The 26,557-nt window shown below is 30.8% G+C and carries 27 protein-coding genes; 21 read left to right on the top strand and 6 right to left on the bottom strand.

Annotation, left to right across the window (positions count from 1 at the left end):
• Positions 1–1,269, bottom strand: coding sequence for a nickel-dependent lactate racemase (larA, locus tag NST35_RS10595; RefSeq protein ID WP_002495845.1), 1,269 nt, complete (start codon positions 1,267–1,269; stop codon positions 1–3).
• Positions 1,270–1,557: 288 nt separating this feature from the next.
• Here larA and adhP point away from each other — a divergent pair, with 288 nt between their 5' ends.
• The 14 genes from adhP to NST35_RS10525 all read left to right on the top strand — a co-directional run bounded on the left by adhP (position 1,558) and on the right by NST35_RS10525 (position 15,642).
• Positions 1,558–2,580, top strand: a complete 1,023-nt coding sequence (gene adhP, locus NST35_RS10590) for an alcohol dehydrogenase AdhP (RefSeq protein WP_002445783.1) — start codon at positions 1,558–1,560, stop codon at positions 2,578–2,580.
• Between the two features lie 82 nt (positions 2,581–2,662).
• Positions 2,663–3,055, top strand: coding sequence for a hypothetical protein (locus NST35_RS10585; RefSeq protein WP_002445784.1), 393 nt, complete (start codon positions 2,663–2,665; stop codon positions 3,053–3,055).
• 595 nt (positions 3,056–3,650) lie between these two features.
• The gene (locus NST35_RS10580; RefSeq protein WP_071813246.1) at positions 3,651–4,850 is read left to right on the top strand and encodes an IS110-like element ISSep2 family transposase; all 1,200 of its coding nucleotides are present in this window, start codon (positions 3,651–3,653) and stop codon (positions 4,848–4,850) included.
• A gap of 254 nt (positions 4,851–5,104) precedes the next feature.
• The gene (locus tag NST35_RS10575; RefSeq protein ID WP_002458357.1) at positions 5,105–5,521 is read left to right on the top strand and encodes a DUF1934 domain-containing protein; all 417 of its coding nucleotides are present in this window, start codon (positions 5,105–5,107) and stop codon (positions 5,519–5,521) included.
• Entirely contained in the window at positions 5,518–7,179 is a 1,662-nt protein-coding gene (gene argS / locus NST35_RS10570) for an arginine--tRNA ligase (RefSeq protein ID WP_002456919.1), read from the top strand. The genes NST35_RS10575 and argS overlap by 4 nt, the downstream gene beginning before the upstream one ends.
• Before the next feature lie 241 nt (positions 7,180–7,420).
• Complete coding sequence (locus NST35_RS10565) at positions 7,421–8,056, top strand: endonuclease III domain-containing protein (RefSeq protein WP_002470119.1); 636 nt, start codon at positions 7,421–7,423, stop codon at positions 8,054–8,056.
• A 54-nt stretch (positions 8,057–8,110) separates the two neighbouring features.
• Positions 8,111–8,863 carry a MerR family transcriptional regulator gene (locus NST35_RS10560; protein ID WP_002445809.1) on the top strand — a complete coding sequence of 251 codons (753 nt, stop codon included), beginning with the start codon at positions 8,111–8,113 and terminating at the stop codon, positions 8,861–8,863.
• A gap of 446 nt (positions 8,864–9,309) precedes the next feature.
• Positions 9,310–10,197 (top strand): ABC transporter substrate-binding protein, encoded by an 888-nt coding sequence (locus NST35_RS10555; protein ID WP_002469601.1) that lies wholly within the window; start codon positions 9,310–9,312, stop codon positions 10,195–10,197.
• A gap of 276 nt (positions 10,198–10,473) precedes the next feature.
• Positions 10,474–11,418 (top strand): FecCD family ABC transporter permease, encoded by a 945-nt coding sequence (locus NST35_RS10550; RefSeq protein WP_002469602.1) that lies wholly within the window; start codon positions 10,474–10,476, stop codon positions 11,416–11,418.
• 58 nt (positions 11,419–11,476) lie between these two features.
• Positions 11,477–12,205, top strand: coding sequence for an HAD family hydrolase (locus NST35_RS10545; RefSeq protein ID WP_002445812.1), 729 nt, complete (start codon positions 11,477–11,479; stop codon positions 12,203–12,205).
• Positions 12,183–12,980 carry an alpha/beta fold hydrolase gene (locus NST35_RS10540; RefSeq protein WP_002456921.1) on the top strand — a complete coding sequence of 266 codons (798 nt, stop codon included), beginning with the start codon at positions 12,183–12,185 and terminating at the stop codon, positions 12,978–12,980. Before NST35_RS10545 ends, NST35_RS10540 begins: the two co-directional genes overlap by 23 nt.
• Before the next feature lie 204 nt (positions 12,981–13,184).
• Positions 13,185–13,694, top strand: coding sequence for an SA0570 family protein (locus tag NST35_RS10535; RefSeq protein WP_002445814.1), 510 nt, complete (start codon positions 13,185–13,187; stop codon positions 13,692–13,694).
• Between the two features lie 244 nt (positions 13,695–13,938).
• Complete coding sequence (locus tag NST35_RS10530) at positions 13,939–14,658, top strand: hypothetical protein (RefSeq protein ID WP_002445816.1); 720 nt, start codon at positions 13,939–13,941, stop codon at positions 14,656–14,658.
• A gap of 207 nt (positions 14,659–14,865) precedes the next feature.
• Positions 14,866–15,642, top strand: a complete 777-nt coding sequence (locus NST35_RS10525; RefSeq protein WP_002445817.1) for an alpha/beta fold hydrolase — start codon at positions 14,866–14,868, stop codon at positions 15,640–15,642.
• A 172-nt stretch (positions 15,643–15,814) separates the two neighbouring features.
• Here the strand turns inward: NST35_RS10525 and sarA are convergent, their stop codons facing one another.
• From sarA to sroA, 5 genes are all read right to left on the bottom strand, one after another.
• A complete protein-coding gene (sarA, locus tag NST35_RS10520) occupies positions 15,815–16,189 on the bottom strand; it encodes a global transcriptional regulator SarA (RefSeq protein WP_001832055.1) in 375 nt (124 codons plus the stop codon).
• 412 nt (positions 16,190–16,601) lie between these two features.
• Positions 16,602–17,555, bottom strand: coding sequence for a hypothetical protein (locus NST35_RS10515; RefSeq protein WP_002438787.1), 954 nt, complete (start codon positions 17,553–17,555; stop codon positions 16,602–16,604).
• A gap of 325 nt (positions 17,556–17,880) precedes the next feature.
• The gene (locus NST35_RS10510) at positions 17,881–18,810 is read right to left on the bottom strand and encodes a DMT family transporter (RefSeq protein WP_001832125.1); all 930 of its coding nucleotides are present in this window, start codon (positions 18,808–18,810) and stop codon (positions 17,881–17,883) included.
• 353 nt (positions 18,811–19,163) lie between these two features.
• Positions 19,164–19,388, bottom strand: coding sequence for a DUF2922 domain-containing protein (locus NST35_RS10505; protein ID WP_002438795.1), 225 nt, complete (start codon positions 19,386–19,388; stop codon positions 19,164–19,166).
• Between the two features lie 15 nt (positions 19,389–19,403).
• Complete coding sequence (sroA, locus tag NST35_RS10500) at positions 19,404–19,610, bottom strand: sigS mRNA-stabilizing protein SroA (protein WP_001832147.1); 207 nt, start codon at positions 19,608–19,610, stop codon at positions 19,404–19,406.
• Positions 19,611–20,333: 723 nt separating this feature from the next.
• Between sroA and NST35_RS10495 the strand changes: the two genes are divergently transcribed.
• Genes NST35_RS10495 through mnhG2 form a run of 7 tightly spaced genes read left to right on the top strand, consistent with a single transcriptional unit; the run spans position 20,334 to position 26,198 of the window.
• On the top strand, positions 20,334–22,736 hold the full coding sequence (locus tag NST35_RS10495) for a DUF4040 family protein (protein ID WP_002438805.1): 2,403 nt from the start codon (positions 20,334–20,336) through the stop codon (positions 22,734–22,736).
• Positions 22,723–23,148 (top strand): Na+/H+ antiporter Mnh2 subunit B, encoded by a 426-nt coding sequence (mnhB2, locus tag NST35_RS10490; RefSeq protein WP_001832105.1) that lies wholly within the window; start codon positions 22,723–22,725, stop codon positions 23,146–23,148. The genes NST35_RS10495 and mnhB2 overlap by 14 nt, the downstream gene beginning before the upstream one ends.
• Positions 23,145–23,489, top strand: a complete 345-nt coding sequence (mnhC2, locus tag NST35_RS10485) for a Na+/H+ antiporter Mnh2 subunit C (protein WP_001832057.1) — start codon at positions 23,145–23,147, stop codon at positions 23,487–23,489. The genes mnhB2 and mnhC2 overlap by 4 nt, the downstream gene beginning before the upstream one ends.
• A complete protein-coding gene (mnhD2, locus tag NST35_RS10480) occupies positions 23,479–24,981 on the top strand; it encodes a Na+/H+ antiporter Mnh2 subunit D (RefSeq protein WP_011082609.1) in 1,503 nt (500 codons plus the stop codon). Before mnhC2 ends, mnhD2 begins: the two co-directional genes overlap by 11 nt.
• Positions 24,978–25,460: a Na+/H+ antiporter Mnh2 subunit E gene (gene mnhE2, locus NST35_RS10475; protein ID WP_001832121.1), complete on the top strand. Its 483-nt coding sequence runs from the start codon at positions 24,978–24,980 to the stop codon at positions 25,458–25,460. The genes mnhD2 and mnhE2 overlap by 4 nt, the downstream gene beginning before the upstream one ends.
• Positions 25,457–25,759, top strand: coding sequence for a Na+/H+ antiporter Mnh2 subunit F (gene mnhF2, locus NST35_RS10470; protein WP_001832031.1), 303 nt, complete (start codon positions 25,457–25,459; stop codon positions 25,757–25,759). Before mnhE2 ends, mnhF2 begins: the two co-directional genes overlap by 4 nt.
• Entirely contained in the window at positions 25,734–26,198 is a 465-nt protein-coding gene (gene mnhG2 / locus NST35_RS10465) for a Na+/H+ antiporter Mnh2 subunit G (RefSeq protein ID WP_001832099.1), read from the top strand. The genes mnhF2 and mnhG2 overlap by 26 nt, the downstream gene beginning before the upstream one ends.
• The last annotated feature ends 359 nt before the right edge of the window (positions 26,199–26,557 follow it).

Below are 26,557 nucleotides of genomic sequence, written 5' to 3'. Positions count from 1 at the left end.
TTATTCTTTGTCTTCTACGTACGGTATCGTTAAAGGACCTTGTGGCATAACACCAATGGTTAATTTACGACCATATCGATGTTCTAATTCTTGTATTGTATGTTCAATGTTAGAGGTTGGGATTAACATCGAGTCTTTAAGTTGTTGGTCAGTAAGTTCTGAATAAACATGCACATTGGCAAAAGTTTGAATACTTGCTTGTTTTTGTACTTGCCATTGGTCAACTTCCTTAAAGTTTGGATCGTGAATAAGTTCTAAAATACCTTGAGGTGTGTCTGCCATTTTGAAAATTTCGGCAAATTTACCATGATCAGGAAAGCCATCTGCACATTCAGATACCATAATAATATGACCGTCTTTTTTTACAATTTTACTCGCTGCACTCATCCCTTTTACTGTTTGATATAAATTTTGATCTAAAGGATAGCCAGAATTTGATGCGATAACAATATCAAAGTGTTGATCACATTTAAACATTGCATGTTCTTTTACATATGCGCATCCTTCTTTGTGTGTATCAAAGATTTCACCAGCAAATGCTGCAGTAATTTCTTTACTTTTATTCAATGCAACGTTAAGTAAAAAGTCAGGTTTACACATACGGTTAACTTCCCGTGCCATGTCTTGAACTGGATTATCTTCTAAATTTCCCCACGTTGATCTCGAATCGCCAATCATCTTTGCATTATGAAAAGTTTGAATTGTTTCTAAACCTGCAATTCCAGGCATTATCCCTTTAGGTCCCCCTGAAAATCCCGCAAAAAAGTGAGGTTCAATAAAACCTGTTACAATTTTAAAATCGGATTCTACATATGCTTTGTTTAAATATACATCACATCCATATTGACTGTGTCCCACTTTAGCTAGACTTTCTTTTTCTGAGCAATGATTGTGAACGATTTTTACTGAATTTACAATATCTTCACCTAACATTTGAATCAATTCATCTCGCGTTTGATCTCGATGAGTCCCTGTACCATTAATAATTACGAAATTCTCACGAGGAACATGATTTAATTCCTCAATTAGTAAAGGTACAAGAATATGGTTAGGCGTTGGACGTGTTATATCACTAATAACAATAGAAACAATATCATTACTGTTTACCATTTCTTTTAAAGATTTAGAATTTGTGGGGTTTCTTAATACATTTTTAATTGCTGATTCATAGTCTTGAATAGCATTGATGTTTTGAGGCTCTATGATTGTGCTATCATCAGGCACATTGATTTCAATTTCAGATTTTCCATATAAAACTTGCGACTTCACTTTCATCCCCTCCGATTAAGATTTTTAAAATACACATCTTCATCCCCAGAATTATAAGGTGTGATTAAGAGCGATGACTTTTCACTAACATGATATATATAGTTAAAAAATTAAAATATATGAATAAAGCATAAAATATGCTATAAAAGTGACGATATTATGTCGCTCTATATACAATTTACAAAAAATTCAGTATAAATGAAAGGACTTTTGGAAAACGATTTCAAAAGAGTGTAAAATAAGGGTGGAAGTAATAGAATTACACTTTAATACTAGGGAGGGCTTTTTATGAAAGCAGCTGTAGTAACCAAAGATCACAGAGTAAGTATTGAAGAAAAACGTTTAAGAGAATTAAAACCTGGAGAAGCATTAGTAAAGACTGAATATTGTGGTGTATGTCACACTGATTTACATGTTAAAAATGCAGATTTCGGTGACGTAACAGGTGTAACGCTAGGACATGAGGGAATTGGACGTGTCATTGAAGTTGCTGATAACGTAGATTCATTAAAGGTAGGGGATCGTGTATCTATAGCATGGATGTATGCAGCATGCGGTAATTGTGAGTATTGCACAACTGGTAGAGAAACATTATGCAGGGATGTTCTTAATGCCGGATATACTGTTGACGGGGCAATGGCTGAAGAAGTCATTGTTGATGCGAATTATGCAGTTAAAGTTCCCGAAAATCTTGATCCAGCGGCTGCTTCATCTATTACCTGTGCAGGTGTGACAACATATAAAGCAGTAAAAGTGAGTGGCATCGAACCAGGACAATGGTTAGGCGTATTTGGTGTGGGCGGATTAGGTAATTTAGCATTGCAATACGCCAAAAACGTAATGGGCGCGAAAGTTGTTGCATTCGACATTAATGATGATAAATTAAATTTTGCTAAAGAGCTTGGTGCTGATGCAATCATAAATTCAACTAATGTTGATCCTATTGAGGAAGTTAATCGTCTAACGAATAATAAAGGATTAGATGCAACGGTGATTACTGCTGTAGCTAAAACACCTTTTAATCAAGCAGTGGATGTTGTTAAGGCGGGTGCACGTGTGGTAGCAGTAGGACTTCCAGTAGACAAAATGGATTTAGATATTCCACGTTTAGTGCTTGATGGAATTGAAGTCGTTGGCTCATTAGTTGGTACCAGACAAGATTTAAGAGAAGCATTTCAATTTGCTGCCGAAAATAAAGTTATTCCTAAAGTCCAATTAAGACAATTATCTGAAATTAACGATATTTTTGATGAAATGGAAAAGGGAACAATCACAGGTCGAATGGTCATTGATATGAAAAGCTCGCACTAAAAGTGAACATAAAAGATAATATAATATTTGGAAATTATATTATCTTTTAATTTGTGAATGTAAAAAAGGGAAGGGATTAATTATGCAATTTAAATTAAAAGAAGATAAAATTTTAGAGTTTTTAGATTTAAATTTTCCACAACAAACATTTGAAAAGGGGCGTCTCCTAATTGGGCAAAATAAGAGACAACCATTACACGTTTATTATTTTGGAGAAAAATTCTTGGCTCTTTTAAATGTAAATTTTAACACTTTTGAATATATTAAAGTAGATGAAGTCGATTATAATGATATAAAAAAAATCACTTTAAAAGACGGACTACTTTTTAAAAAAATGTTTATTGAGACTGAGGATTTTATGTTTAATTATAGTACATCTAAAGCTCTTTTAAGTGATTTTCAAAATAATAATTTTAATCACTTTATTCAAAATAAAAAAGAGCGTGTAATATTTGAAGATGGACATTTCATCTAAAATATATGAATGAAAATTAACTCGAACCTTAAATATTTTATAGAAATGAAATTTGATAATGCTATAATATATTATAGATTTAAAAATATTTTGAGGAATATGAGGTTAAAAGATGAAAAAGACAATGTTCATCATTGCAACAATGATATTCGGCATCGTATATTTCGATAAATATAGATTTTTATTAAAAAAATATAAAACTGACATTATTGATGTTGAATAATAGCAAATCTGATTGAAGTGATAGGTGACATTTATATTGAATGTGTGAGCTCTCTGTGGCAACAATATCTAGAATAGGAAAGTGCCACTTTCACATCAGTTATGAATTGTGAATATGTAAAACATACTAAGATTAGCTATGAAGAAATCTATGACGATAGATTTTTTCATAGCTATTTTTTATAGTTATAGAGAGAAGTAGACTGTCCAGACTCTTGGATTTTAAATCCGTATAAAAAACAAGTCAGCTTTACTCTCGCCTTTTGAAATTCGTTTGTAGTATGTTGGGTTCTTGAAACCGTGTATAGGAAAATGAAATGAGAAAGGTTAAGTAAAGTTTTTAGCTTCTCAATTATTCAAAGGAGGTTTTTTTATCGATTACTTAGGTGTTGATATTAGTAAAAGAAGTAGTGTAGTTGCACATTATAAAAATGGAAAATTCCAAAAAGAGTTTTTCATCCAGAATAATAAAAATGGTTACAATTATTTACTCAAGTATTTGAATGACTTAGACCACCCACAACTCATTTTTGAATCTACAGGTATCTATTCAAGAGGTATGGAACGATTTTGTTGTGTAAATCAAATTAACTATATTCAAATGAATCCGTTAGAAGCCAAATTTAAAACGAGCGCTCTAAGATCATGGAAAACTGATCAGGCAGATGCTCATAAGCTTGCTTGTTTAGGACCGACGCTTAAACAAACAGACAGCTTACCTATACATGAGTTAATATTCTTTGAATTAAGAGAACGCGTCCGTTTTCATCTAGAAATCGAGAATGAACAAAATCGACTTAAATTTCAGATCCTTGAATTACTCCATCAAACATTCCCTGGTTTAGAAAGATTGTTTAGTAGTCGATATTCAATCATTGCACTCAACATCGCAGAAATCTTTACTCATCCAGACATGGTTCTTGATATCGACAAGGAGGTACTGATTACACATATATTCAATTCTACAGATAAGGGAATGTCAATGGATAAAGCTACAAAATATGCACTTCAATTAAGGGTGATTGCTCAAGAAAGCTATCCTAATGTCGATAGACATTCCTTTCTAGTCGAAAAATTACGCTTACTTATTCAACAATTAAAACAATCTATTCATCATCTCAAACAATTAGATGATGCCATGATTCAATTAGCACAACAACTCGATTATTTTGAAAATATTCATTCGATACCTGGTATTGGTAAGCTAAGCACAGCTATGATTATTGGGGAGATTGGTGATATTAAGCGATTTAAATCAAATAAACAACTCAATGCTTTTGTTGGCATTGATATCAAACGATATCAATCAGGTCATACACACTGTAGAGATACCATCAACAAGCGTGGTAATAAAAAAGCGAGAAAACTTTTATTTTGGGTGATTATGAATATAATAAGAGGGCAGCATCATTATGACAATCATGTCGTCGATTATTACTACAAACTAAGAAAGCAGCCTAATGAGAAACCTCATAAGACTGCCATCATTGCTTGTATAAATCGATTATTAAAAACAATTCATTATCTTGTAATGAATCATAAATTGTACGATTATCAAATGTCACCACATTAGCCAAACGTACAATTAAATATAGTTTAACACCTTATTCAAAAAAATTAAAATGAACGGTTTAGTTAAGTAATGCTTATTTTAATTATAAGTACTTGACTAATCGTAGGAAAAGAATCTGAGACAAAATTGATGTTTCAGGTTCTTTTCATATTGTGTAAATTTTTGACATGAACACATGTCTTGAGTACTACAAGCAATAGCAGTTTTATGCTATAATGACATTTATTATTGTAAGGGTTAAGGTGAGTAGTAAATTGAATAAAAATATTAACATTCAAACCCATCAAGTTTTGAAACAGAATGGTGAAAAGCAGAGATTTGAGTTTACTACAAAAGGTTTTTGGCAACAAAAATTTGCAGATTTTATACGTTACGAAGAACAAATTGAAGATGCTAAAGTCAATGTTACGATTAAAATTGAAGATACCGGTGTAAAGTTAATTCGTAAAGGTGACATTAATATGAACTTACATTTCGTCGAAGGACATGAGACGACAACACTCTATGATGTACCTGCCGGAAAAATACCTTTAACTGTTAAAACATTAAGTCTTAAGCATTTCGTCACTCATAATGGCGGTAAGCTAAAAATACATTATGAGTTATATCAAGATGAACAAAAAATGGGTTCTTATCAATATGAAATAAATTATAAGGAGATAAGTGAATGAGTATAATCGATCAGGTTAAACAAACGCTAATAGAAGAAATAGAAGTTAGTATTAGAAAAGCTAACCTCGCAGAAGATATTCCAGAAATCAAAATTGAAATACCTAAAGATCCTAAAAATGGAGATTATTCTTCTAATATTGCTATGGTTTTAACAAAGATTGCTAAGCGTAATCCCCGTGAAATTGCGCAAGCTATTGTCGATCATTTAGATACAAGCAAAGCACACGTTAAACAAGTTGATATTGCTGGGCCAGGTTTCATCAACTTTTATCTGGATAATCAATATTTAACAGCCATTATTCCAGAAGCTATCACAAAAGGTGATCGATTTGGATATGCAACACAATCTAAGAATACTAACATTTTATTAGAATATGTATCAGCTAATCCAACAGGAGACTTACATATTGGTCATGCTAGAAATGCATCTGTAGGCGATTCTTTAGCTAATATTCTCATTGCGGCTGGTTACAACGTTACACGTGAATATTATATTAATGACGCAGGTAATCAAATCACTAATTTAGCACGATCAATTGAAGCACGATACTTTGAAGCTTTAGGTGATACGAGTTATGAGATGCCGGCGGATGGTTATAATGGTAAAGACATTATTGAAATCGGGAAAGACCTCGCTGTTAAACATCCAGAAATAAAAGACTACACTGATGAAGAACGCTTAAAAACATTTAGACAACTTGGTGTCGATTATGAAATGGAAAAATTGAAAAAGGATTTATCTGACTTTAACGTGCACTTTGATAATTGGTTTAGTGAAACATCTTTATATGAAAATGGCGCGATTGAAAATACATTATCTAAAATGAAAGAACTAGGCTATACGTATGAAGCAGATGGTGCAACTTGGTTACGTACAAGTGACTTCAAAGACGATAAAGATCGTGTATTAATAAAAAAAGACGGTAATTATACTTATTTCACACCAGATACGGCTTATCACTACAATAAGATTAATAGAGGAAATGATATTTTAATTGATTTAATGGGTGCTGATCACCACGGTTATATTAATCGTCTCAAAGCTAGCTTAGAAACATTTGGTGTAGACAGCGATCGTCTTGAAATTCAAATTATGCAAATGGTTCGCCTTATGCAAAATGGAGAAGAAGTGAAGATGAGTAAGCGTACAGGCAATGCGATTACTTTACGTGAAATTATGGATGAAGTCGGTATCGATGCTGCACGTTATTTCTTAACAATGCGTAGTCCTGATTCTCATTTTGACTTTGATTTAGAGTTAGCTAAAGAGCAATCTCAGGACAATCCAATTTATTACGCACAATATGCACATGCACGAATTTGCTCTATTTTAAAGCAAGCTAAAGAACAAGGTATTGAAGTGTCTACTGATGCAGACTTTTCTAAAATAAATAATGATAAAGCAATAGACTTATTAAAAAAAGTAGCAGAATTTGAATCAACGATAGAGAGTGCAGCCGAACATCGCGCACCTCATCGTCTAACTAATTATATTCAAGATCTAGCTGCAGCATTCCATAAATTTTACAATGCTGAAAAAGTGCTTACAGATGATACAGAAAAAACTAAAGCATATGTAGCTATGATTGAAGCGGTGCGTATTACCTTGCACAATGCATTAGCATTAGTAGGTGTCACAGCACCAGAATCTATGTAAAACTTCATAAAATAGATACACGAGAGCCTGACATATTTATATGTACAGGCTCTTACATTTACATATGCATACCCAAAAGAAAAAATAAGCATAGCAAACCGAGATTGGGGTACAGCATAAAGTTTGTTATAAAAGGAATATCAACAATTAGGTAGGACAACACCTCAGACTTCTTGGGAAAATTGGATAATGTAGCATGCGAGATAAAATAATCATTCGAAGTTTTGCGGGGGAAGAAATCATGTTATCAATAGAGAAATTATATCAAATTCTATATCAAAATATGGGCCCTCAATATTGGTGGCCAGCAGAAACACCAATAGAAATGATGCTTGGGGCAATTCTAGTCCAAAATACTAATTGGAATAATGCAGATATAGCGTTATCAAGATTAAAGGAAGAAACTTCTTTTAATGCACAGACAATATTGAAAATGCCTTTAGAATCGTTGCAGCAAGTGATACGTTCGAGTGGTTTCTATAAAAATAAAGCTAAGGCTATACAAGCATTGTTACTATGGTTAAATGAACATCACTTTGATTATAGTAGTATAGCTAAGTTATACAGTGATAACTTAAGAAAAGAGTTACTCACCATCCGTGGCATAGGTGAAGAGACCGCTGACGTCTTAATAGTATATATTTTTAAAGGTAAAGAATTTATACCTGATAGTTATACTAGACGTATTTTTAGAAAATTGGGATATCAACATACAGAAAGTTATCATCAATTGAAGCAGGAATTAACACTTCCTGAATCATTTTCAAATCAAGATGCAAATGAGTTTCACGCTTTATTAGATAATTTTGGAAAAAATTATTTTAATGGTAAAGGGAAACAACGCTATACCTTTTTAGATACCTATTTTAAAAAATAAGTATTGACCTTAACGTAACGTCATACCTCATACTTTAATTCAGGAGGTGAAATGATGAAAGAACGCTTCAGTCCCAAAATGCTTTCTGACATTACCGGAGTTAGTATACGTACGCTTCATTATTATCATGAAAAGGGGTTACTCGTACCACAACAAATGAGTGCTAATGGGTACCGATATTATAATGTTCAAGATATTTCAAAGTTACAATATATTCTCTTTTTAAAGGAATTAGATTTAACACTAAAACAAATACAGATATATTTTGAAGGTGATAGTGATTTTAGAACTAAAATATTACATGATAATTTTTATCACATTGTTAAAAAAAGAGATCGCTTAAATGATATTATCTGTACGTTAGAACATCATTTTCACCAAGATAATGAAGAGATTGAGGTAACTACAATGCAAAATTTCAATTTAAATGAACAGTATGAAAAAGAAGCAGCAAGTAAGTATGGAGATACCCATTATTATCAAGCATATAAAGATAAACAAAAAAGTAAGGATGAATCAGAACAGCAAAATCATTTTGAGGAAATTAATAAGCAATTAAATATGTTTTTTGACGATATGAATCAGCTATATTTAAACAAAGTTTCTATACTTGAAGCAAGTGGAAAAATTAAGAAATTACTATGTATTTTGAAAGAACAAGTTCCTAATTGTGACAATCAATTTTTAGAATATATAGCTCAGATTTATATTGAAGACGAGCGATTTGTAAAGTTTATTAACAAGCAACGTGAACGTGGTTTGAATTTATACATTTCTGATGCGATAAAAACGTTTATTAAATTATAAAATATGATGTGTCTGGGACATCGTTGATTGTCTCAGACATTTTTAGCATTTTACCGATTGATACTTACATTGTAAAACTGATACCAATACAGAGAAATTCAACGAGAAATTCTACAGACAAAGCAAGTTGGGGTTGGGGCCCCAACATAAGGAAATTCAACGAGAAATTCTACAGACAAAGCAAGTTGGGGTTGGGGCCCCAACATAAGGAAATTCAACGAGAAATTCTACAGACAAAGCAAGTTGGGGCCCCAACATAAGGAAATTCAACGAGAATTTCTACAGACAAAGCAAGTTGGGGTTAAATATATTAATTGATTTAATTCAAAGTTGTCTTTTTCTCATATTTTGTGAAAATCAAATAAAATTGTATCTACAAATATTGGTATATTTTGATATGATGAATAGGAACATTAAAAATAATTTGTGAAAGGGTGATGCTCCAAATGAAAAGTAAACTATGGATAGTTATATGCGCATTGATTGTAGTACTGGCTGCATGTAGTCAAGATGCCAACCACTCATCTAATAATAAAGACACTGAAAAAAGCGATAAAAAATATCATAGAATTGTTTCGCTCATTCCTAGTAACACAGAAATTTTATATCGCTTAGGAATCGGAGAAGATATAGTAGGTGTATCCACTGTGGATGATTATCCTAAAGATGTAAAAAAAGGTAAAAAACAATTCGATGCGATGAATTTAAATAAAGAAGAATTAATAAAAGCTAAACCGGATTTGATTTTAGCGCATGAGTCACAGAAAAATTCTGCAGGTAAAGTGCTAAAGTCACTTAAAGATAAGGGAGTAAAAGTCGTTTATGTGAAAGATGCACAATCGATTGATGAAACTTATGATACCTTTAAATCAATTGGAAAATTAACGGATCGTGAAAAACAAGCTAAAGAACTTGTTGATGAAACAAAACATAATGTAGATAAAATCATTAACTCCATTCCTAAACATCATAAGAAACAAGAAGTGTTTATGGAAGTATCATCTAAACCAGACATTTACACTGCCGGAAAAGATACATTCTTTAACGATATGTTAGAGAAACTAGATGCTAAAAATAGTTTTGATGATGTTAAAGGTTGGAAATCAGTAAGTAAAGAAAGCATTATTAAACGTAATCCTGATATTCTGATTTCCACAGAAGGTAAATCAAAATCAGACTACATAGAAATGATAAAAAAACGTGGTGGTTTTGATAAAATTAATGCTGTAAAAAATACACGTATTGAAACAGTAGATGGGGATGAAGTTTCTCGACCAGGTCCTCGTATTGATGAAGGGCTAAAGGATTTAAAAGACGAAATATATAAAAAATAATTATTTGAATACGATGTATTGTATTTTGCTTAGATAATTATTTTTCTTAATAAGCTGACAAAGATGTATTTCAAACGCCTGGGACAGTAGTTATTGTCTCAGGTATTTTTAATATTTATGATAAACGGGGATTGAATTAAACTGATGCAAATGCCCTTTGATTCAACCTCATTACTCGATGACTAAATCGTCCAACGAATGGAAGACAGTCGTTTTACACTTTTTAAGTATTGTTTTGTTAATATAGTGATTAAGAAAGTATTGAAAGAGAGAGTTATGAATAAATATAGAAGTGTTATTATATGGTTATTTATTTTAATATTAAGCATGAGCTTAAGTTTATGCTGGGATGTAGGAAAACTTGATGATGTTTTTAATCAAACCATATTATTCCAGGTTCGTTTACCTAGATTGCTTGAAGCCATGCTCACTGGTGCAGTACTTACATTAGCTGGCCAAGTGTATCAAATCGTGTTAAATAATCCACTTGCAGATAGTTTTACATTGGGATTAGCTAGTGGTGCATCATTAGGATCTGGAATTGCTTTATTTTTGGGACTTAGTTTTTTATGGTTCCCTATATTCTCCATTATTTTTAGTTTAATCACACTGTTACTTGTTTTAAGTGTTTCAGCGATGCTAGCCAAAGGATATCCTGTTCAAATGCTTATATTAACGGGATTACTACTTGGTGCACTATTGAATGCATTATTGTATTTGCTTGTTTTGATTAATCCTAAGAAGATGAATCCAATTGCTAGTTATCTGTTCGGTGGGTTTTCATCAGCTGAATATCAGGACGTTATGATTATTAGCATGATAGCATCTGTCGCAATCATAGTATTATTTTTAATGCAAAAAGGAATTAAATTATTGCAAGTTGGTGAATTGAAAAGTCAGTCTTTAGGATTAAATGTACAACAAGTAACGTATATTGTTCTTATAGTAGCTTCCATCATGACAGCAGTTGTGGTCGCATACGTTGGAGTTATTGGTTTTATAGGCATGATTATTCCACAACTGATTAGAAAATTTTATTGGCGTTATCAAATAGGATTACAAATGTTATTGAATATAATCATAGGTGCTGTAGTCATGATAATGGCAGATTTTATAGGAAGTACAATGATACAACCTATTCAAATTCCTGTAGGCATCGTGATGGCATTGCTCGGCGTACCAGTCCTATTTTATATTTTAGTTAAACAGACTAACATATGACGTTCACACTACTCTTTTGCTACAATAGTATTATTAAAAAGTTAAGAGGTCATTGAAAATGAATTTAAACTGTATTAAGGCTATCGTCTTTGATTTAGAAGGCACGCTATTAGATAGAGTTAAATCGCGTGAAAAGTTTATAGAAGAGCAATATGAACGGTTTCATGATTATTTTATTCATGTGCAACTAGCAGATTATAAGAATAAATTTATTGAATTAGACGATGATGAAGACAACGATAAACCTGATCTATATAAGGAAATCATTAAACAATTTCATATCGACCGTCTTAAATGGAGAGATTTATTTAATGACTTTGAAATGCATTTCTATCGTTACGTTTTCCCTTACTATGATACTTTGTATACATTAGAAAAGTTATCGAAACATCATTACATGATTGGTGTGATTGCAAATGGAAAATCCAAAATTAAACAATTTAGATTGCATTCATTGGGTATTATGCACGTTATTAATTATTTAACTACTTCTGAAACTGTAGGTTATCGTAAGCCGCATCCTAAAATCTTTGAAGATATGATTGATCAATTGGGGGTTAAACCATCTGAAATAATGTATGTCGGAGATGATGCATTAAACGATGTTGCTCCTGCACGTGCAATGGGGATGGTAAGTGTGTGGTATAAACAAGAAGATGCAGAATTGGAGCCATTAACAGAAGAAGTAGATTATACGATTACTACCATAGAGGAATTGCTTAAAATTTTACCAGATAATTTTGAAACAGAAGGAGAAGAACAACATGGCAATGGATTTAATTACTAAACAAGACGGTACAACATTACACTATAGTACTATGGGGCAAGGTTATCCTGTCGTACTCGTGCATACCGCTTTTGATAATTATGCTGTTTTTAATGATTTAGCTAAGGTATTAGCAAAGTCTTTTCAGGTTGTGCTCATCGATCTGAGAGGACATGGTTATTCTGATAAGCCTAGAAATATAGAGTTTTATGACTTTGCTGACGATATAAAATTTTTATTAGATGCTATATATATTGATGAAGCAGCATTTATTGGCCATGAGATGGGGGCACTTATTGTTGCTGATATGTCTGTTAGAAATCCAGGCTATGTATCCTCAATCATATTAGTTAATCCTACTTCAATAGAAGGTGAATTGCCTGAAGAACGCTTGTTCAGAAAATATGCACATAAAATACGTAACTGGGAAGATGATAAGCAAGAAAAATTTTTGGATAAACGTAGATATTATAAAGCACGTAAGATGAATAAATTTTTAAAGCATGTCGTTGATACAAATAGTATTTCTACTAAAGAAGAAATTCAAGCTGTTAAAGATGTTTTCAAATCCGAAGGTATTGCAGATGTTTTCAAGCATGTTCAAGTTCCTACGCTTATTGTTGCTGGAGAACACGGAGAACGTACAACTACACTAGAAGCTAAAGAAGTCGCAGATTTGATTCAACACAGTGAATTTAACGTCTATCAACATTCAAGTGTATATCCTTTTGTTGAAGAACAGGCTCAATTTACTCAAGAGTCAACAAACTTCATTCACCAATATGCACCTAAATAAAAGAGTTCATACTGAAATTTTGTAAGGTAATAATCAATGAATTAAGCAAGATATGTTTTACTATAAGCGCTGAAACAGTTGTTAAAAGAAAGTTATCTACACAATTTACGTAATCATTTTGTAATATTATTGTTATTTTAGTAATATTTATAGTACAATTAACATGAGCACAGAAGACATAAAGAATCAAAGGAGTGAGTGCTTATGAAAAAACTAATAACATCATTACTTGTTTTAGGATTAGTTTTAACAGGAGTAAGCGTTGGAAACAACGTTGAAGCGGCAACTGGTAATTCAATGAAAACAGTACAACAATTAAACAAAGGTGATAAATCATTAGAAAACGTTAAGATAGGCGAATCAATGAAGAGTGTATTAAAAAAGTATAGTCATCCTATCTATTCTTATAACCCAAATAGTAATGAAAAGTATTACGAATTTAGAACTGATAAAGGTGTTTTGTTAGTAACAGCTAACGGTAAAAAAGAAAGAGGAAATGTTACACGCGTATCAATGACGTATAATAATGCAAACGGCCCTTCATACAAAGCCGTAAAACAACAACTTGGTCATAAAGCTATAAGTCGTGTACATTATAATAATGTTACAGGTAACTTTGGCTATATTCAAAAAGGCCAAGCAAGTTATCAATTCAGTTCAAATTCACCAAAAGATAAAAATGTGAAGTTATATCGTATAGACTTAAATAAATAAGAAGAATTGGATATACGTTTTATAAGATAAAATAGTTTGAAATTTGAAGAGTTTAAAGATGAAATCATAATTTGTAAAATGGATTTCACTTTAGCTCTTCTTTTTATTTTAGTTGCTAATGATGATATGATTAATCATTATGTTCAAGTAAAATTGTAAGATGTATGATAAAATTTTAATTTGAAAATAATTAACTTATGAAATCTACAATTTACATCAAGATTTAAATGAAAAGGAGTAAATCATGCGTACGAATGATAAAGTATTACTCGAAAATATTAATGATTATTTTAGTCACAAAGGAATGTCACCACACTTAATTGATGATATAAAAGAAAAATATCGACAAGATATTAAAAAGTCTGAAGAAAAAGATCAAGATTACATTGAATATAGAGGTAAATCACCTGCGCAATTAATATTAACAATTCAGCGTAATTTGTTTGCATTACAACTCAATCCAATGATTTTCTTTATCATTAACTTTATTCTTATTTCATATTTGTACGATAAACAATATGTACCTTTTCAAGCAATTACCGGTATAAGCTTATTTTATTGCTTAGTCATATTTCCAATAACACTCATATTATATGTGCGTATTGCCAAAAAAAACTATTTATACAGTAATAAGTATGAAATGAGAACTGGAATAATCATTGGTATTATTGCTTTAATTCTAGTAATTATGCAAGGATTTCACTTTAATTGGGCTATTATTCCTATTTCTATCTACGGTCATCAGTTTGTATTTTTCGCTGGAATCATTCTAAGTCTTGTTGGTATATTCTTTAAACGTATAGAATTTGTTGGAGTTGGCTTACTATTTTGTCAAAAAACAATAGATGCAATGGTAACTAATCCGGAAATTGCACAGTTTTTCTCTTTAGCAATATGGATTATACTTGTTGTGCTAATCATTTTTTATACGATACGTTTATCTGCACGTACTAAATCATCATAATACAAAGATTTTAACTCAGAAAATATGCTAGACATATCTTTCTGAGTTTTTTAATTTATTAAAATATATCATTTGTTTACCATAAAGCTTGTTTTAGAAAATGAATCACCATTTTAATCTAAAAATAATTTAATTAAACTGAAAATAACCTGAAAGCGTAACACTATTTTAATATGGGTATATAAATGACTAAAGGGAGGTGCCAAGATGAATAAAATTCAAATTTGTAATCAGATTGAACTTAACTATATTGATGAAGGCGAAGGCATCCCCATCATTTTAATTCATGGATTAGATGGAAATTTGGCAGGATTTAAGGATTTAAAAAATGAACTCAAGAAGCAGTATAGAGTAATTACTTATGATGTCAGAGGTCATGGGAAATCTTCACGAACAGAATCATATGAATTAAAAGATCATGTTGAAGATTTAAATGATTTAATGAGAGCATTAAACATCGATTCTGCACATATTTTAGGACATGATATGGGGGGCATCATTGCAAGTGAATTTACTGAAAAATATCAATATAAAGTGATTACATTGACAATTGTTTCGGCTAAAAGTGAGGACATTGCAAATGGTTTCAACAAATTAATGGTTGATTACCAAGAAGAATTAGCAGGGTTTAATAAATCTGAGGCAATGATTATTTTATTTTCTAAATTATTTAAAGAGAAAGATAAAGCAATGAAATGGTATCAAAGCCAAAAATTATACAATAGACCAACTCCGGAAGAAAGTGCAATTGCAGTACGTGCATTGCTTAATATTAAAGATTTAACTCGTGTTCATCATAATGTGTCTATACCTACTTTAATTGTGAATGGTAAGTACGACCCACTCATACAAAATAAAAGTCATTATGATATGGATCAATATTATGATCAAGTTACAAAAATTGTATTTGATAATTCAGGACATGCACCACATATCGAGGAACCAGAAAAATTCCTGAAACTCTATTTAGATTTTGTTAGTTAAAAAATAAGAACATAAATAAAAACCCTTAAATGATTATTGTCGGAAAATCATTTGAGGGTTTTGTAGTAGCAGTAAAGTTTGGACTCAGATCACTATCGTATTAACTTAATAAAAGAGTAAAACAGTCTTATCTTTCATAAGTGAAAGAAATATCTGTTTTACTCCCTAGCCATTATACTTCATTTTCATTATTTGCTTCTGTGATACGGTTGTTTACTCGTTTAAGTAAATCATCGATTTTTTTACGCTGCTTAGAATCTACTAAGATTAAAACAGTTCTTTCATCGTGTTCATTACGTTTTTTATTAAAGTAATTTTCTTGAGATAAATTTTTAACAGCTTTAACAACTTGAGGTTGTTTATAATTTAAGTGATTGATAATATCTTTAAGATAATATTCCTCTTCTTTATTCTCACTAATATAAGTTAATACTGCAAATTCTTCAAAGCTGATTGAGAATTCTTTTTTAATTATTCCTTTTAATCTGTCAGCATAAGTGACCATAGCTAATAATTCAAAGCAGTCATTGATTTTTGAAATAGCCATTAATGAAACCTCCCTATTTATATCATATCCATAAATCTTAAAACCCATCTTTTTAAATTTAAAGATAGTTAATTATATTATTGAATTAAGATTACTTGGATACTATACCCTAATTTATTAATTTATATCTATTTTTCTTATGAAAATACGAAAGTGTCCGTCATAATATAGTATTAATTTAAATTTAAAGAATATATTTAATGCTATATTATTTAGTTAATTATAACTAAATAAAATTAAGAAGTAAACAAATAAGTGTTTATAAAACAAATTATCTTTTAAAGTTTATACTTGAATTAGCAATGTAGCATTTGCTATATTCAAAAAAAATAAGATTGTTTCTAATTTTCCTTAATTTAATAAAAATTATACTAAAAAGAATACTTTTTGGAAAGAATTTTACTAACATTTTTTATATATAAATGTTTATTAATTTAGAAGTAGGATTTTTAACAACTTTTTCATCTATCAATAAGCCTTTAGTTATATTAATATACCCACTTTTTAAACTCTTTTTGTATGTTACTTCTCTTTTTGTAATTTTCCCGTTTTTTAGAATTAAAACATAGCGTTTTTGAACAATAGCTGACGTAGGTAACTCTATGTCATTTGAGGCTAATTTGATTTTAAAGTGTGTTCCAATTTGATGATTGGGTTGTGTAGAAAGTAAAATGTCGTAATATGAGACGCCATTTTTTATTTTTGATGGTATATTCGAAATTTCTTTAATTTTACTAGTAAATTGAGTGTTGTCACTAGATGTTACAGAAATATTTTGATTTATTTTTAATAAATTCAACTCAGATTCTGATATATTAGCACGAATAATACGTTCGTTGCTATTAATTTGCACTATCTTTTCGTTTGGTTTTGAAGGGATAGAATTAATATATGAAATACTTCCATTAATTGGTGAAAATAAAGTGGATTTAATTGAGGATTTAGTTTGAATCATTTGTAATTTTAGCTGATTAAGGAATGAATAATAATGTAAATCATTTTTAGAATTTAAAGTTTTGTTGTTACGTTCATTACTAAGTGTATTTTGGAGTTCCTCATATAAATGATCTTTTTCATAATTGTAATATTCTAACACTGGAGTGTTTTTAGATACTTTGCTATGATTTTTTACTAAAAGTTTTTGGAGTTGTCCTAAAGTGGGAGTGTAGTAGAAAATATAGCTGTTAAGAGGGGCTTGTATACCAGTTGTTGAAAGGAGTAATTTGGGCTTTGCTTTTATAGTTTTTATATTTTTAATATCTTCTGTTTTAGAAGTTAATTTAGAGAAAGTAATGTAACTAAAACTACAAGTTGTGAGAATGAAAATGAATAGTAATGAAGAAATAACGATGCGTTGCTTGGTCATGGATGTTCACCTCATAATATTATTGTGAGGTTATTATACACTATTATTTTAAATGAAAATATATTAATTTTAAAATAAGCATTACTTTTGGTTTGTATATTGTTTTATTTCAAAAAATAAAGTAAATCAATTTAATAAATTGAAAAATAGAAGGCTATCTTTAATTTTAAAATATATGATTCTACATAAATGTTACTATAAGAAGAATCACTCATAAAAACTGCCAACAAAGACAAAATCTTTGTTGGCAGTTCGAAATAGACATTTATTTGTATGAGGAATCTACATTAATATAAGCGGATAATTTTTATTCAGAATAAGGAATTTAAAATAATCGTAATAAAATAATACCTATAGCTATACATAATAATCCACCTAACTTACGTGATGTTATTTTGTTTTTAGGTGAACCCAACAAACCGAAATGATCGATAATAATACCCATAATCATTTGGCCCATCATAGCAATTATAGTAGTTAAAGCTGCTCCTAAGAAAGGCATTAAAATAATATTAGATGTTACGAATGCCATTCCTAGTATCCCTCCAATAAAATAAATAGATTTAATCTTACCTAGTGTTTTATGAGTAGATGATATTTTCAGACTACGATTAAATACTAATGTTAATATAAATAACGCTATTGTACCAACGCTAAATGATATGAGTGAAGCAAATATGGATGAGTGTGTGTGTTGAGCCAGTGTGCTGTTGATTGTTGTTTGGATTGGCGGAGCGAAACCAAATACGAATCCAATAAGCAACCAGAATACTATTGGTGTATTCTTATGTCTATTAACAGGATGTCTACGAACATAATTCATAAATATAATTCCAGTAATTAAAAATATAATTCCAACACCTTTAAATAATGTAAAAGATTGTTGATGGGCGCCCAATAATCCAAATGTATCAATGATTACACCCATAATAATTTGCCCTGTAACCGTAATAACAACAGTAAGTGCTGCGCCTAATCTTGGTAATAATAATAAGTTTCCAGTTAAATAGATAACACCTAATAGTCCTCCTAGGACCCAAGTATAGTTAAGTGTTTGCTTAGAAAAGAATTCTGGTGTTAATACTTGTGGATGAATAATGATATTAAGCACAAGTAAGCATATTGTTCCGACAGCAAAAGATATGGTTGAAGCATAAAAAGATGAACGGGTAAATTGGCTTAGCCTTGAGTTGATTGAAGTTTGAATAGGAAGTAACATGCCAACAAAAATTCCTAAAAGATATAGAAAAAACAATGATAAAAACCAACTTTCTCAATTTAATATGATTATCATACCATTCATAATCATGTTTCTAAAATGATTGAGCCATAAGCAAAGTATAGAAATAAGTTGTGAATGTTCTGAGGTGTCATACAGCCGATACTATTTTGATGAATCATTATAATAAAATGCACATTAAACAAGTTTTAGAATTAAAAAAAGCGAGACATCATTTTGAATTTGATATCTCACTTCATATTAATAAAAGAACAATGTAAATTAAGTTCTTTTTTAGACTTGAACAATTTTAAAAAATTTGTTCTTCGATAAGTCTTTTTTATGATTTTAGTACTTTAAATAAAGCGTCAAAAATAATGTTTTATGAATTAATTTTTATCTTCAAATATAACAGTTGTACTTTTATCAATAAGTTGTGCAGCATAAATTTTGACAGGCTTTCCCAAACTAAATCTTAAAATGTCTAATTCTAAAAGTTGGTTCATACTTTCTTTAATTAATTGTTCTGTAGTAATAGCGTTAAAATCGGGTAATAGTAATTTGACGGGTTTATTAAGATTTGATTTAAATACGAGTTCCAAAGTTTTTGACATACTGATGTATCCTCCTTAAATTAAAGATTCTGTTTTAACGATCTCGACTTTGTCATACTCTTCGCCACTGATACGTTCAATGATGGAACGAAAAGATTTGATTTGATCATTAGAAACAAGCGGATTAATGTTAGAAAAACGACGCTTATGTTCGACTACTTTACCTTCAGAATTATGTTTGATTTGAGTAAAGATAATCGTCACTTGATTGACTTCATTCATAATAAAACCTCCTTTCACTATATATATCGAAATAGATTGAAAAAAAAGGACACATTTTTTGAAAAATATAGGCAAATGCCTTTGATGTGATACAAACGTCATTTATCATTAATTATGAAACCTGTTTTAGAAGGTATATGAGGTAAGTAGAATTGTTAAGTTGTAAAAGAAAAAATTGGAACCTGATATTTAAAATAACCAACTTAAAAGATTGATCAGTGTCTAAAATTACTATTTATATATGAATTAAAATATTAAGATCTCCCAATATGAGAATGAATTAGTTTAAGTTTATCGATGATTGAAAAATTATAGCCTCATGGATTCTATCTTATATAAAATAAAGTTCTATTCCCTTTTGGATATAAATAAGAATAGTTACCTTTTTGTGATATGCCAATTCAGAAAAAAAGCGACAGTGCTTGAATCTATGTATGCTCAATAAACTCATTCAAATCAACTAGCAATATCAAATCATAAATCGTGTTGCACCATAATAAGGATTAAAACCTGTTAGTTTAACTAATTTAAGAAAAACATTTGATTATCTTCTCTTTCAATCGGGAATATTAATTTCTATCATTCAACAATATTTTGGATATCAGATAACTTAAGAAATATTGAGATTTATTGAAATACGATATGTTTCAAATCGCCATACAATGATTACACTTAATAAATGATTACACTTAATATAAATGTAAAAAGAAAAGGAGGGGTTAAATGAGTTTAGTATATCTTATGGCGACTAATTTATTAGTCATGCTCATAGTTTTATTCACTCTGAGTCATCGTCAACTAAGAAAGGTTGCGGGCTATGTTGCATTAATAGCTCCTATTGTGACATCTACATATTTTATTATGAAAATACCAGATGTGATTCGAAATAAGTTTATTGCTGTTCGATTACCATGGATGCCTTCAATTGATATTAATTTAGATTTAAGATTAGATGGTTTAAGTTTAATGTTCGGCTTAATTATTTCGCTAATAGGTGTGGGTGTATTTTTTTATGCTACGCAATATTTATCCCACAGTACGGACAATCTTCCTAGATTTTTCATCTATTTACTATTATTTATGTTCAGTATGATTGGCATTGTAATAGCTAATAATACCATCTTAATGTATGTATTTTGGGAACTCACAAGTATTTCCTCATTCTTGCTTATATCCTATTGGTACAATAATGGTGAAAGTCAATTAGGCGCCATTCAATCTTTCATGATTACAGTGTTTGGTGGGCTAGCGTTATTAACAGGATTTATCATTTTATATATCATTACAGGAACAAACACAATTACTGATATCCTTAATCAACGCAATGCAATTTCACGACATCCTTTATTTATACCAATGATTTTGATGCTATTATTAGGTGCTTTTACCAAATCTGCACAATTTCCGTTTCATATTTGGTTACCAAAGGCCATGGCAGCACCTACACCAGTAAGTGCTTATCTTCATTCGGCAACAATGGTAAAGGCTGGAATCTTTTTACTATTTAGATTTACACCTTTATTGGGACTTAGTAATGTTTATATTTATACAGTGACATTTGTTGGTCTAATAACTATGTTATTTGGATCTTTAACTGCTTTACGACAATACGACTTAAAAGGTATACTCGCTTATTCTACAATAAGTCAATTAGGTATGATTATGACAATGGTAGGTCTAGGTGGCGGTTATGCTCAGCACACATCAGATGAATTGTCTAAGTTTTATATTTTAGTTTTATTTGCTGGCTTATTCCATTTAATGAATCATGCGGTTTTTAAATGTGCATTATTTATGGGCGTTGGTATCATTGATCACGAGTCCGGAACACGTGATATTCGTTTGCTAAATGGTATGCGTAAAGTCTTCCCTAAAATGCATATTGTCATGTTGCTCGCTGCATTATCTATGGCAGGTGTTCCTTTTTTAAATGGCTTTTTAAGTAAGGAAATGTTTTTAGATTCGTTAACTAAAGCAAACGAACTTGATCAATATGGCTTCGTATTAACGTTTGTGATTATTTCAATAGGTGTCATCGCGAGTATATTGACTTTTACTTATGCACTTTACATGATAAAAGAAACATTCTGGGGAAATTACAATATAGAAAAATTTAAACGTAAACAAATACATGAACCATGGCTATTTAGTTTACCAGCTGTGATTTTAATGTTACTCATTCCAGTTATCTTCTTTGTTCCAAACGTTTTTGGCAACTTTGTTATTTTGCCCGCAACCAGATCTGTATCTGGGATAGGTGCGGAGGTTGATGCATTTGTGCCACATATTTCTCAGTGGCATGGTGTGAATCTTCCATTAATTTTAAGTATAGTTGTTATTATTATTGGACTTATTTTAGCTCTAGTTGTGAATTGGAAAGAGGTTACGCATCAAATAATCAAAAGTGCTTCGATTACAGATGGCTATCGGAAAATTTATAGAGAATTTGAATTATACTCAGCCCGTGGTATACGTGCATTGATGAATAATAAATTGAATTATTACATCATGATTACATTATTTATTTTTGTAGCTATTGTAGTTTATGGATATTTGACTGTGGGTTTTCCTCATGTACATCAGCTTCATATTAGTTCTTTCGGACCGTTGGAAGTTATCTTATCAGTTGTAACATTGATTATCGGCATTTCATTAATCTTTATTCGTCAACGACTAACGATGGTGGTATTGAATGGAATGATTGGATTCGCAGTTACATTATATTTTATTGCAATGAAAGCTCCAGATTTAGCTTTAACACAGTTAGTTGTTGAAACTATTACGACAATCTTATTTATTGTTAGTTTTTCGAGACTACCTAACATCCCTCGAGTTAAGGCAAATTTAAAAAAAGAGACCTTCAAAATCATTGTGTCACTTGTTATGGCATTGACGGTGGTATCACTTATTTTTGTTGCTCAACAAGCAGATGGTATGCCTTCAATTGCTAAATTTTATGAAGATGCATATGAACTTACAGGTGGAAAAAATATTGTCAATGCTATACTAGGTGACTTCAGAGCTTTAGATACTATGTTTGAAGGACTAGTGTTAATCATAGCTGGATTAGGTATTTATACGTTACTTAATTACAAAGATAGGAGGGGGCAAGATGAAAGAGAATGATGTAGTACTTAAATCAGTTACAAAAATTGTAGTGTTTATTTTGTTAACATTTGGATTTTATGTATTTTTTGCTGGCCATAATAATCCAGGTGGTGGCTTTATTGGTGGCTTGATTTTTAGCTCGGCATTTATCTTAATGTTTCTTGCCTTTGATGTAAATGAAGTGTTGAAAAGCTTGCCTATTGATTTTAAAAAATTAATGATTATAGGTTCACTCATATCTGTTGCAACTGCATCAGTGCCTATGTTTTTTGGGAAGCCATTTTTATATCAAACTGAAGCAAATGTAACATTTCCATTACTAGGACATGTTCATGTTACTACTGTGACTTTATTTGAGCTTGGCATCTTATTAACAGTAGTAGGTGTGATTGTTACAGTTATGCTATCTATAAGTGGGGGTAGATCATGAATTTAATATTACTCCTTGTGATAGGATTTTTAGTGTTTATTGGAACTTATATGATTTTATCTATTAATTTAATTCGTATTGTTATTGGTATTTCTATTTATACACACGCCGGTAATTTAATTATTATGAGTATGGGGAAATATGGACCTCATATGTCTGAACCGCTAATTCAAGGTCATGCTCAAAACTTTGTTGATCCTTTATTACAAGCTATCGTTTTAACAGCTATTGTGATTGGATTTGGTATGACTGCGTTTTTATTGGTGTTAATATATAGAACTTACAGAGTAACTAAAGAGGATGAAATAAGTGCATTGAAAGGTGATGAAGATGATGAGTAATTTAATAATATTGCCTATGTTGTTGCCTTTTGTATGTGCTTTAATTTTAGTCTTCACTAAAAATAAAAATCGTATTTCGAAAATCCTATCCATTACAACTATGATTGTTAATACAATGATTTCAATTGCTTTACTTATTTATGTCGTTAATCATAAACCGATAACACTTGATTTTGGGGGATGGAAAGCACCTTTCGGCATTCAATTTCTAGGTGATTCACTGAGTCTGCTTATGGTGTCAGTATCATCTTTTGTTGTTACGCTAATAATGGCATACGGCTTTGGTAGAGGGGAGAAGCGAGTCAATCGATTTCACCTTCCTACATTTATTCTTTTATTAACAGTAGGTGTTATTGGTTCGTTTTTAACTTCTGATTTATTTAACCTATACGTGATGTTTGAAATTATGCTTCTTGCTTCGTTTGTACTTGTTACATTAGGACAATCTGTTGAACAATTACGTGCAGCGATAGTATATGTTGTTCTGAATATTTTAGGTTCGTGGTTGCTTTTATTAGGAATTGGCATGTTATATAAGACAGTCGGAACACTTAATTTCTCACATTTAGCGATGCGATTGAATCATATGGAAAATAACCAAACAATAACGATGATATCTTTAGTATTTCTAGTTGCTTTTAGTTCAAAGGCAGCACTAGTGATTTTCATGTGGTTACCTAAAGCATATGCAGTGCTTAATACGGAACTTGCCGCGTTATTTGCAGCATTGATGACAAAAGTTGGAGCTTATGCGCTTATTCGTTTTTTTACTTTACTATTCGACCATCATCCAAGCGTCACGCATACATTGCTCGTGTTTATGGCTTGTATCACAATGATTATCGGTGCATTTGGTGTCATCGCTTACAAAGATATTAAGAAAATTGCGGCTTATCAAGTTATTTTGTCTATTGGATTCATTATTTTAGGTTTAGGTTCTCATACTATATCAGGTGTAAATGGTGCTATCTTCTATTTAGCGAATGATATTATCGTTAAGACATTATTGTTTTTTGTAATTGGTAGTCTTGTTTATATGTCAGGCTATCGAAATTATCAGTATTTAAGTGGACTGGCAAAAAGAGAACCATTCTTTGGTGTTGCATTTGTCGTGGTAATTTTTGCTATAGGTGGCGTACCTCCTTTTAGTGGCTTTCCGGGTAAAGTCTTAATATTCCAAGGGGCTATTACAAATGGTAATTATATTGGTTTAGCACTTATGATTGTGACAAGTTTAATTGCTATGTATAGTCTTTTTAGAGTGATGTTTATAATGTATTTTGGTGATGCTGACGGAGAACAAGTACAATTTAGACCACTACCTATTTATCGTAAAGGTTTACTTAGTGTTTTAGTTGTAGTGGTATTAGCGATGGGTATTGCAGCCCCTGTTGTTCTGAAAGTAACAGAGGATGCAACAAATCTTAATATGAAAGAAGATGTCTTTCAAAAGAATGTAAATACACATTTGAAGGAGGTTAATCATAAGTGAAGCAAGTTGTATTAAATATTGTTATCGCGTTCCTTTGGGTACTCTTTCAAGATGAAGATGAATTTAAATTTACAACCTTCTTTGCTGGATTTTTAATTGGTTTAATTGTGATTTATATTCTGCATCGCTTTTTTGGTGAAGAATTTTATTTGAAAAAGATATGGGTGGCTATTAAATTTTTAGCTGTATACCTATACCAGCTTATTACTTCTAGTATAAGTACCATAAATTACATCTTATTTAAGACGAATGAAGTTAATCCAGGTTTACTCACATATGAAACTTCATTAAAAAGTAATTGGGCTATTACTTTTTTAACGATTTTAATTATTATTACTCCAGGATCGACAGTTATTCGAATTTCTAAAAATACTAATAAATTTTTTATTCACAGTATTGATGTGTCAGAAAAAGATAAAGAAAATCTTCTAAAAAGTATTAAGCAGTATGAGGATTTAATTTTGGAGGTGACACGATGATTGAAATGTTCACTCAAATATTTATTATAAGTGCATTAGTGATTTTTGGTATGGCACTACTTGTTTGTCTAGTCAGATTAATTAAAGGTCCCACTACTGCTGATAGAGTTGTATCATTTGATGCCTCGAGTGCTGTTGTTATGTCTATTGTTGGTGTGATGAGCGTTATTTTTAACTCAGTGTCTTATTTAGATTCAATCATGTTAATTGCAATTATTTCGTTTGTCAGTTCGGTCTCAATTTCAAGATTCATCGGGGAAGGACGTGTCTTCAATGGAAATCATAAAAGACATCGTTAGTCTTATTGCTTCGATACTTATTTTCTTAGGAAGTATTATTGCATTAATTAGTGCAATAGGGATTGTAAAATTTCAAGATGTCTTTCTAAGAAGTCACGCCTCAACGAAAAGTTCTACATTGTCAGTATTACTAACTGTAGTTGGTGTACTGATCTATTTTATTGTGAATTCAGGTTTTTTCAGTGTCAGATTATTATTATCACTAGTTTTTATCAATCTTACATCTCCGGTTGGAATGCATTTGATAAGTAGAGCGGCCTACCGTAATGGTGCATATATGTACAGGAAAGACGATGCATCTAGACAATCTACTATCTTATTAAGCCAAAAAGAGTTTAATACGCCAGAAGAATTAAAAAAACGTGCAAAACTACGAGAAGAAAGACGAGAAAAATTATACTATAAAGAAAAAGAATATATTAATAAAATGGACGATTGATTGTTTAAGCTTTTAAACTACTAGCATATAAAAGATATATCTTTTATATGCTAGTAGTTTTTTGTATATCTGAGGTGAAGATATTAATGATATAAAAGCTATTTATTTAAGAATCTGGTTAATAAATGATAAAATTGTAAACAAGAATAATTGTGAATGACAGTTGTCACTAATTTTTTCAATGAAATTACACATAAGCATTTTCTCGTTCGAAGAAGCGAGCTTCATAAGTTAATTTAAATGTTCATGTTTGATTTCACTGATAAAGAAAATAATTGAGTTTTGAATAGTATATTTGTGGCATGATTGAGTGTTAATAGTTATGTCCTTACAGGAATGACTCTATTGTTATTATTTCA

Origin of the sequence: Staphylococcus sp. FSL W8-0304 (assembly GCF_038006565.1) — a bacterium.
GTDB classification, from domain to species: Bacteria; Bacillota; Bacilli; order Staphylococcales; family Staphylococcaceae; genus Staphylococcus; species Staphylococcus epidermidis.
Note: the sequence above shows the minus strand (reverse complement) of the source record. Positions and strands in the feature narration are given on the sequence as shown.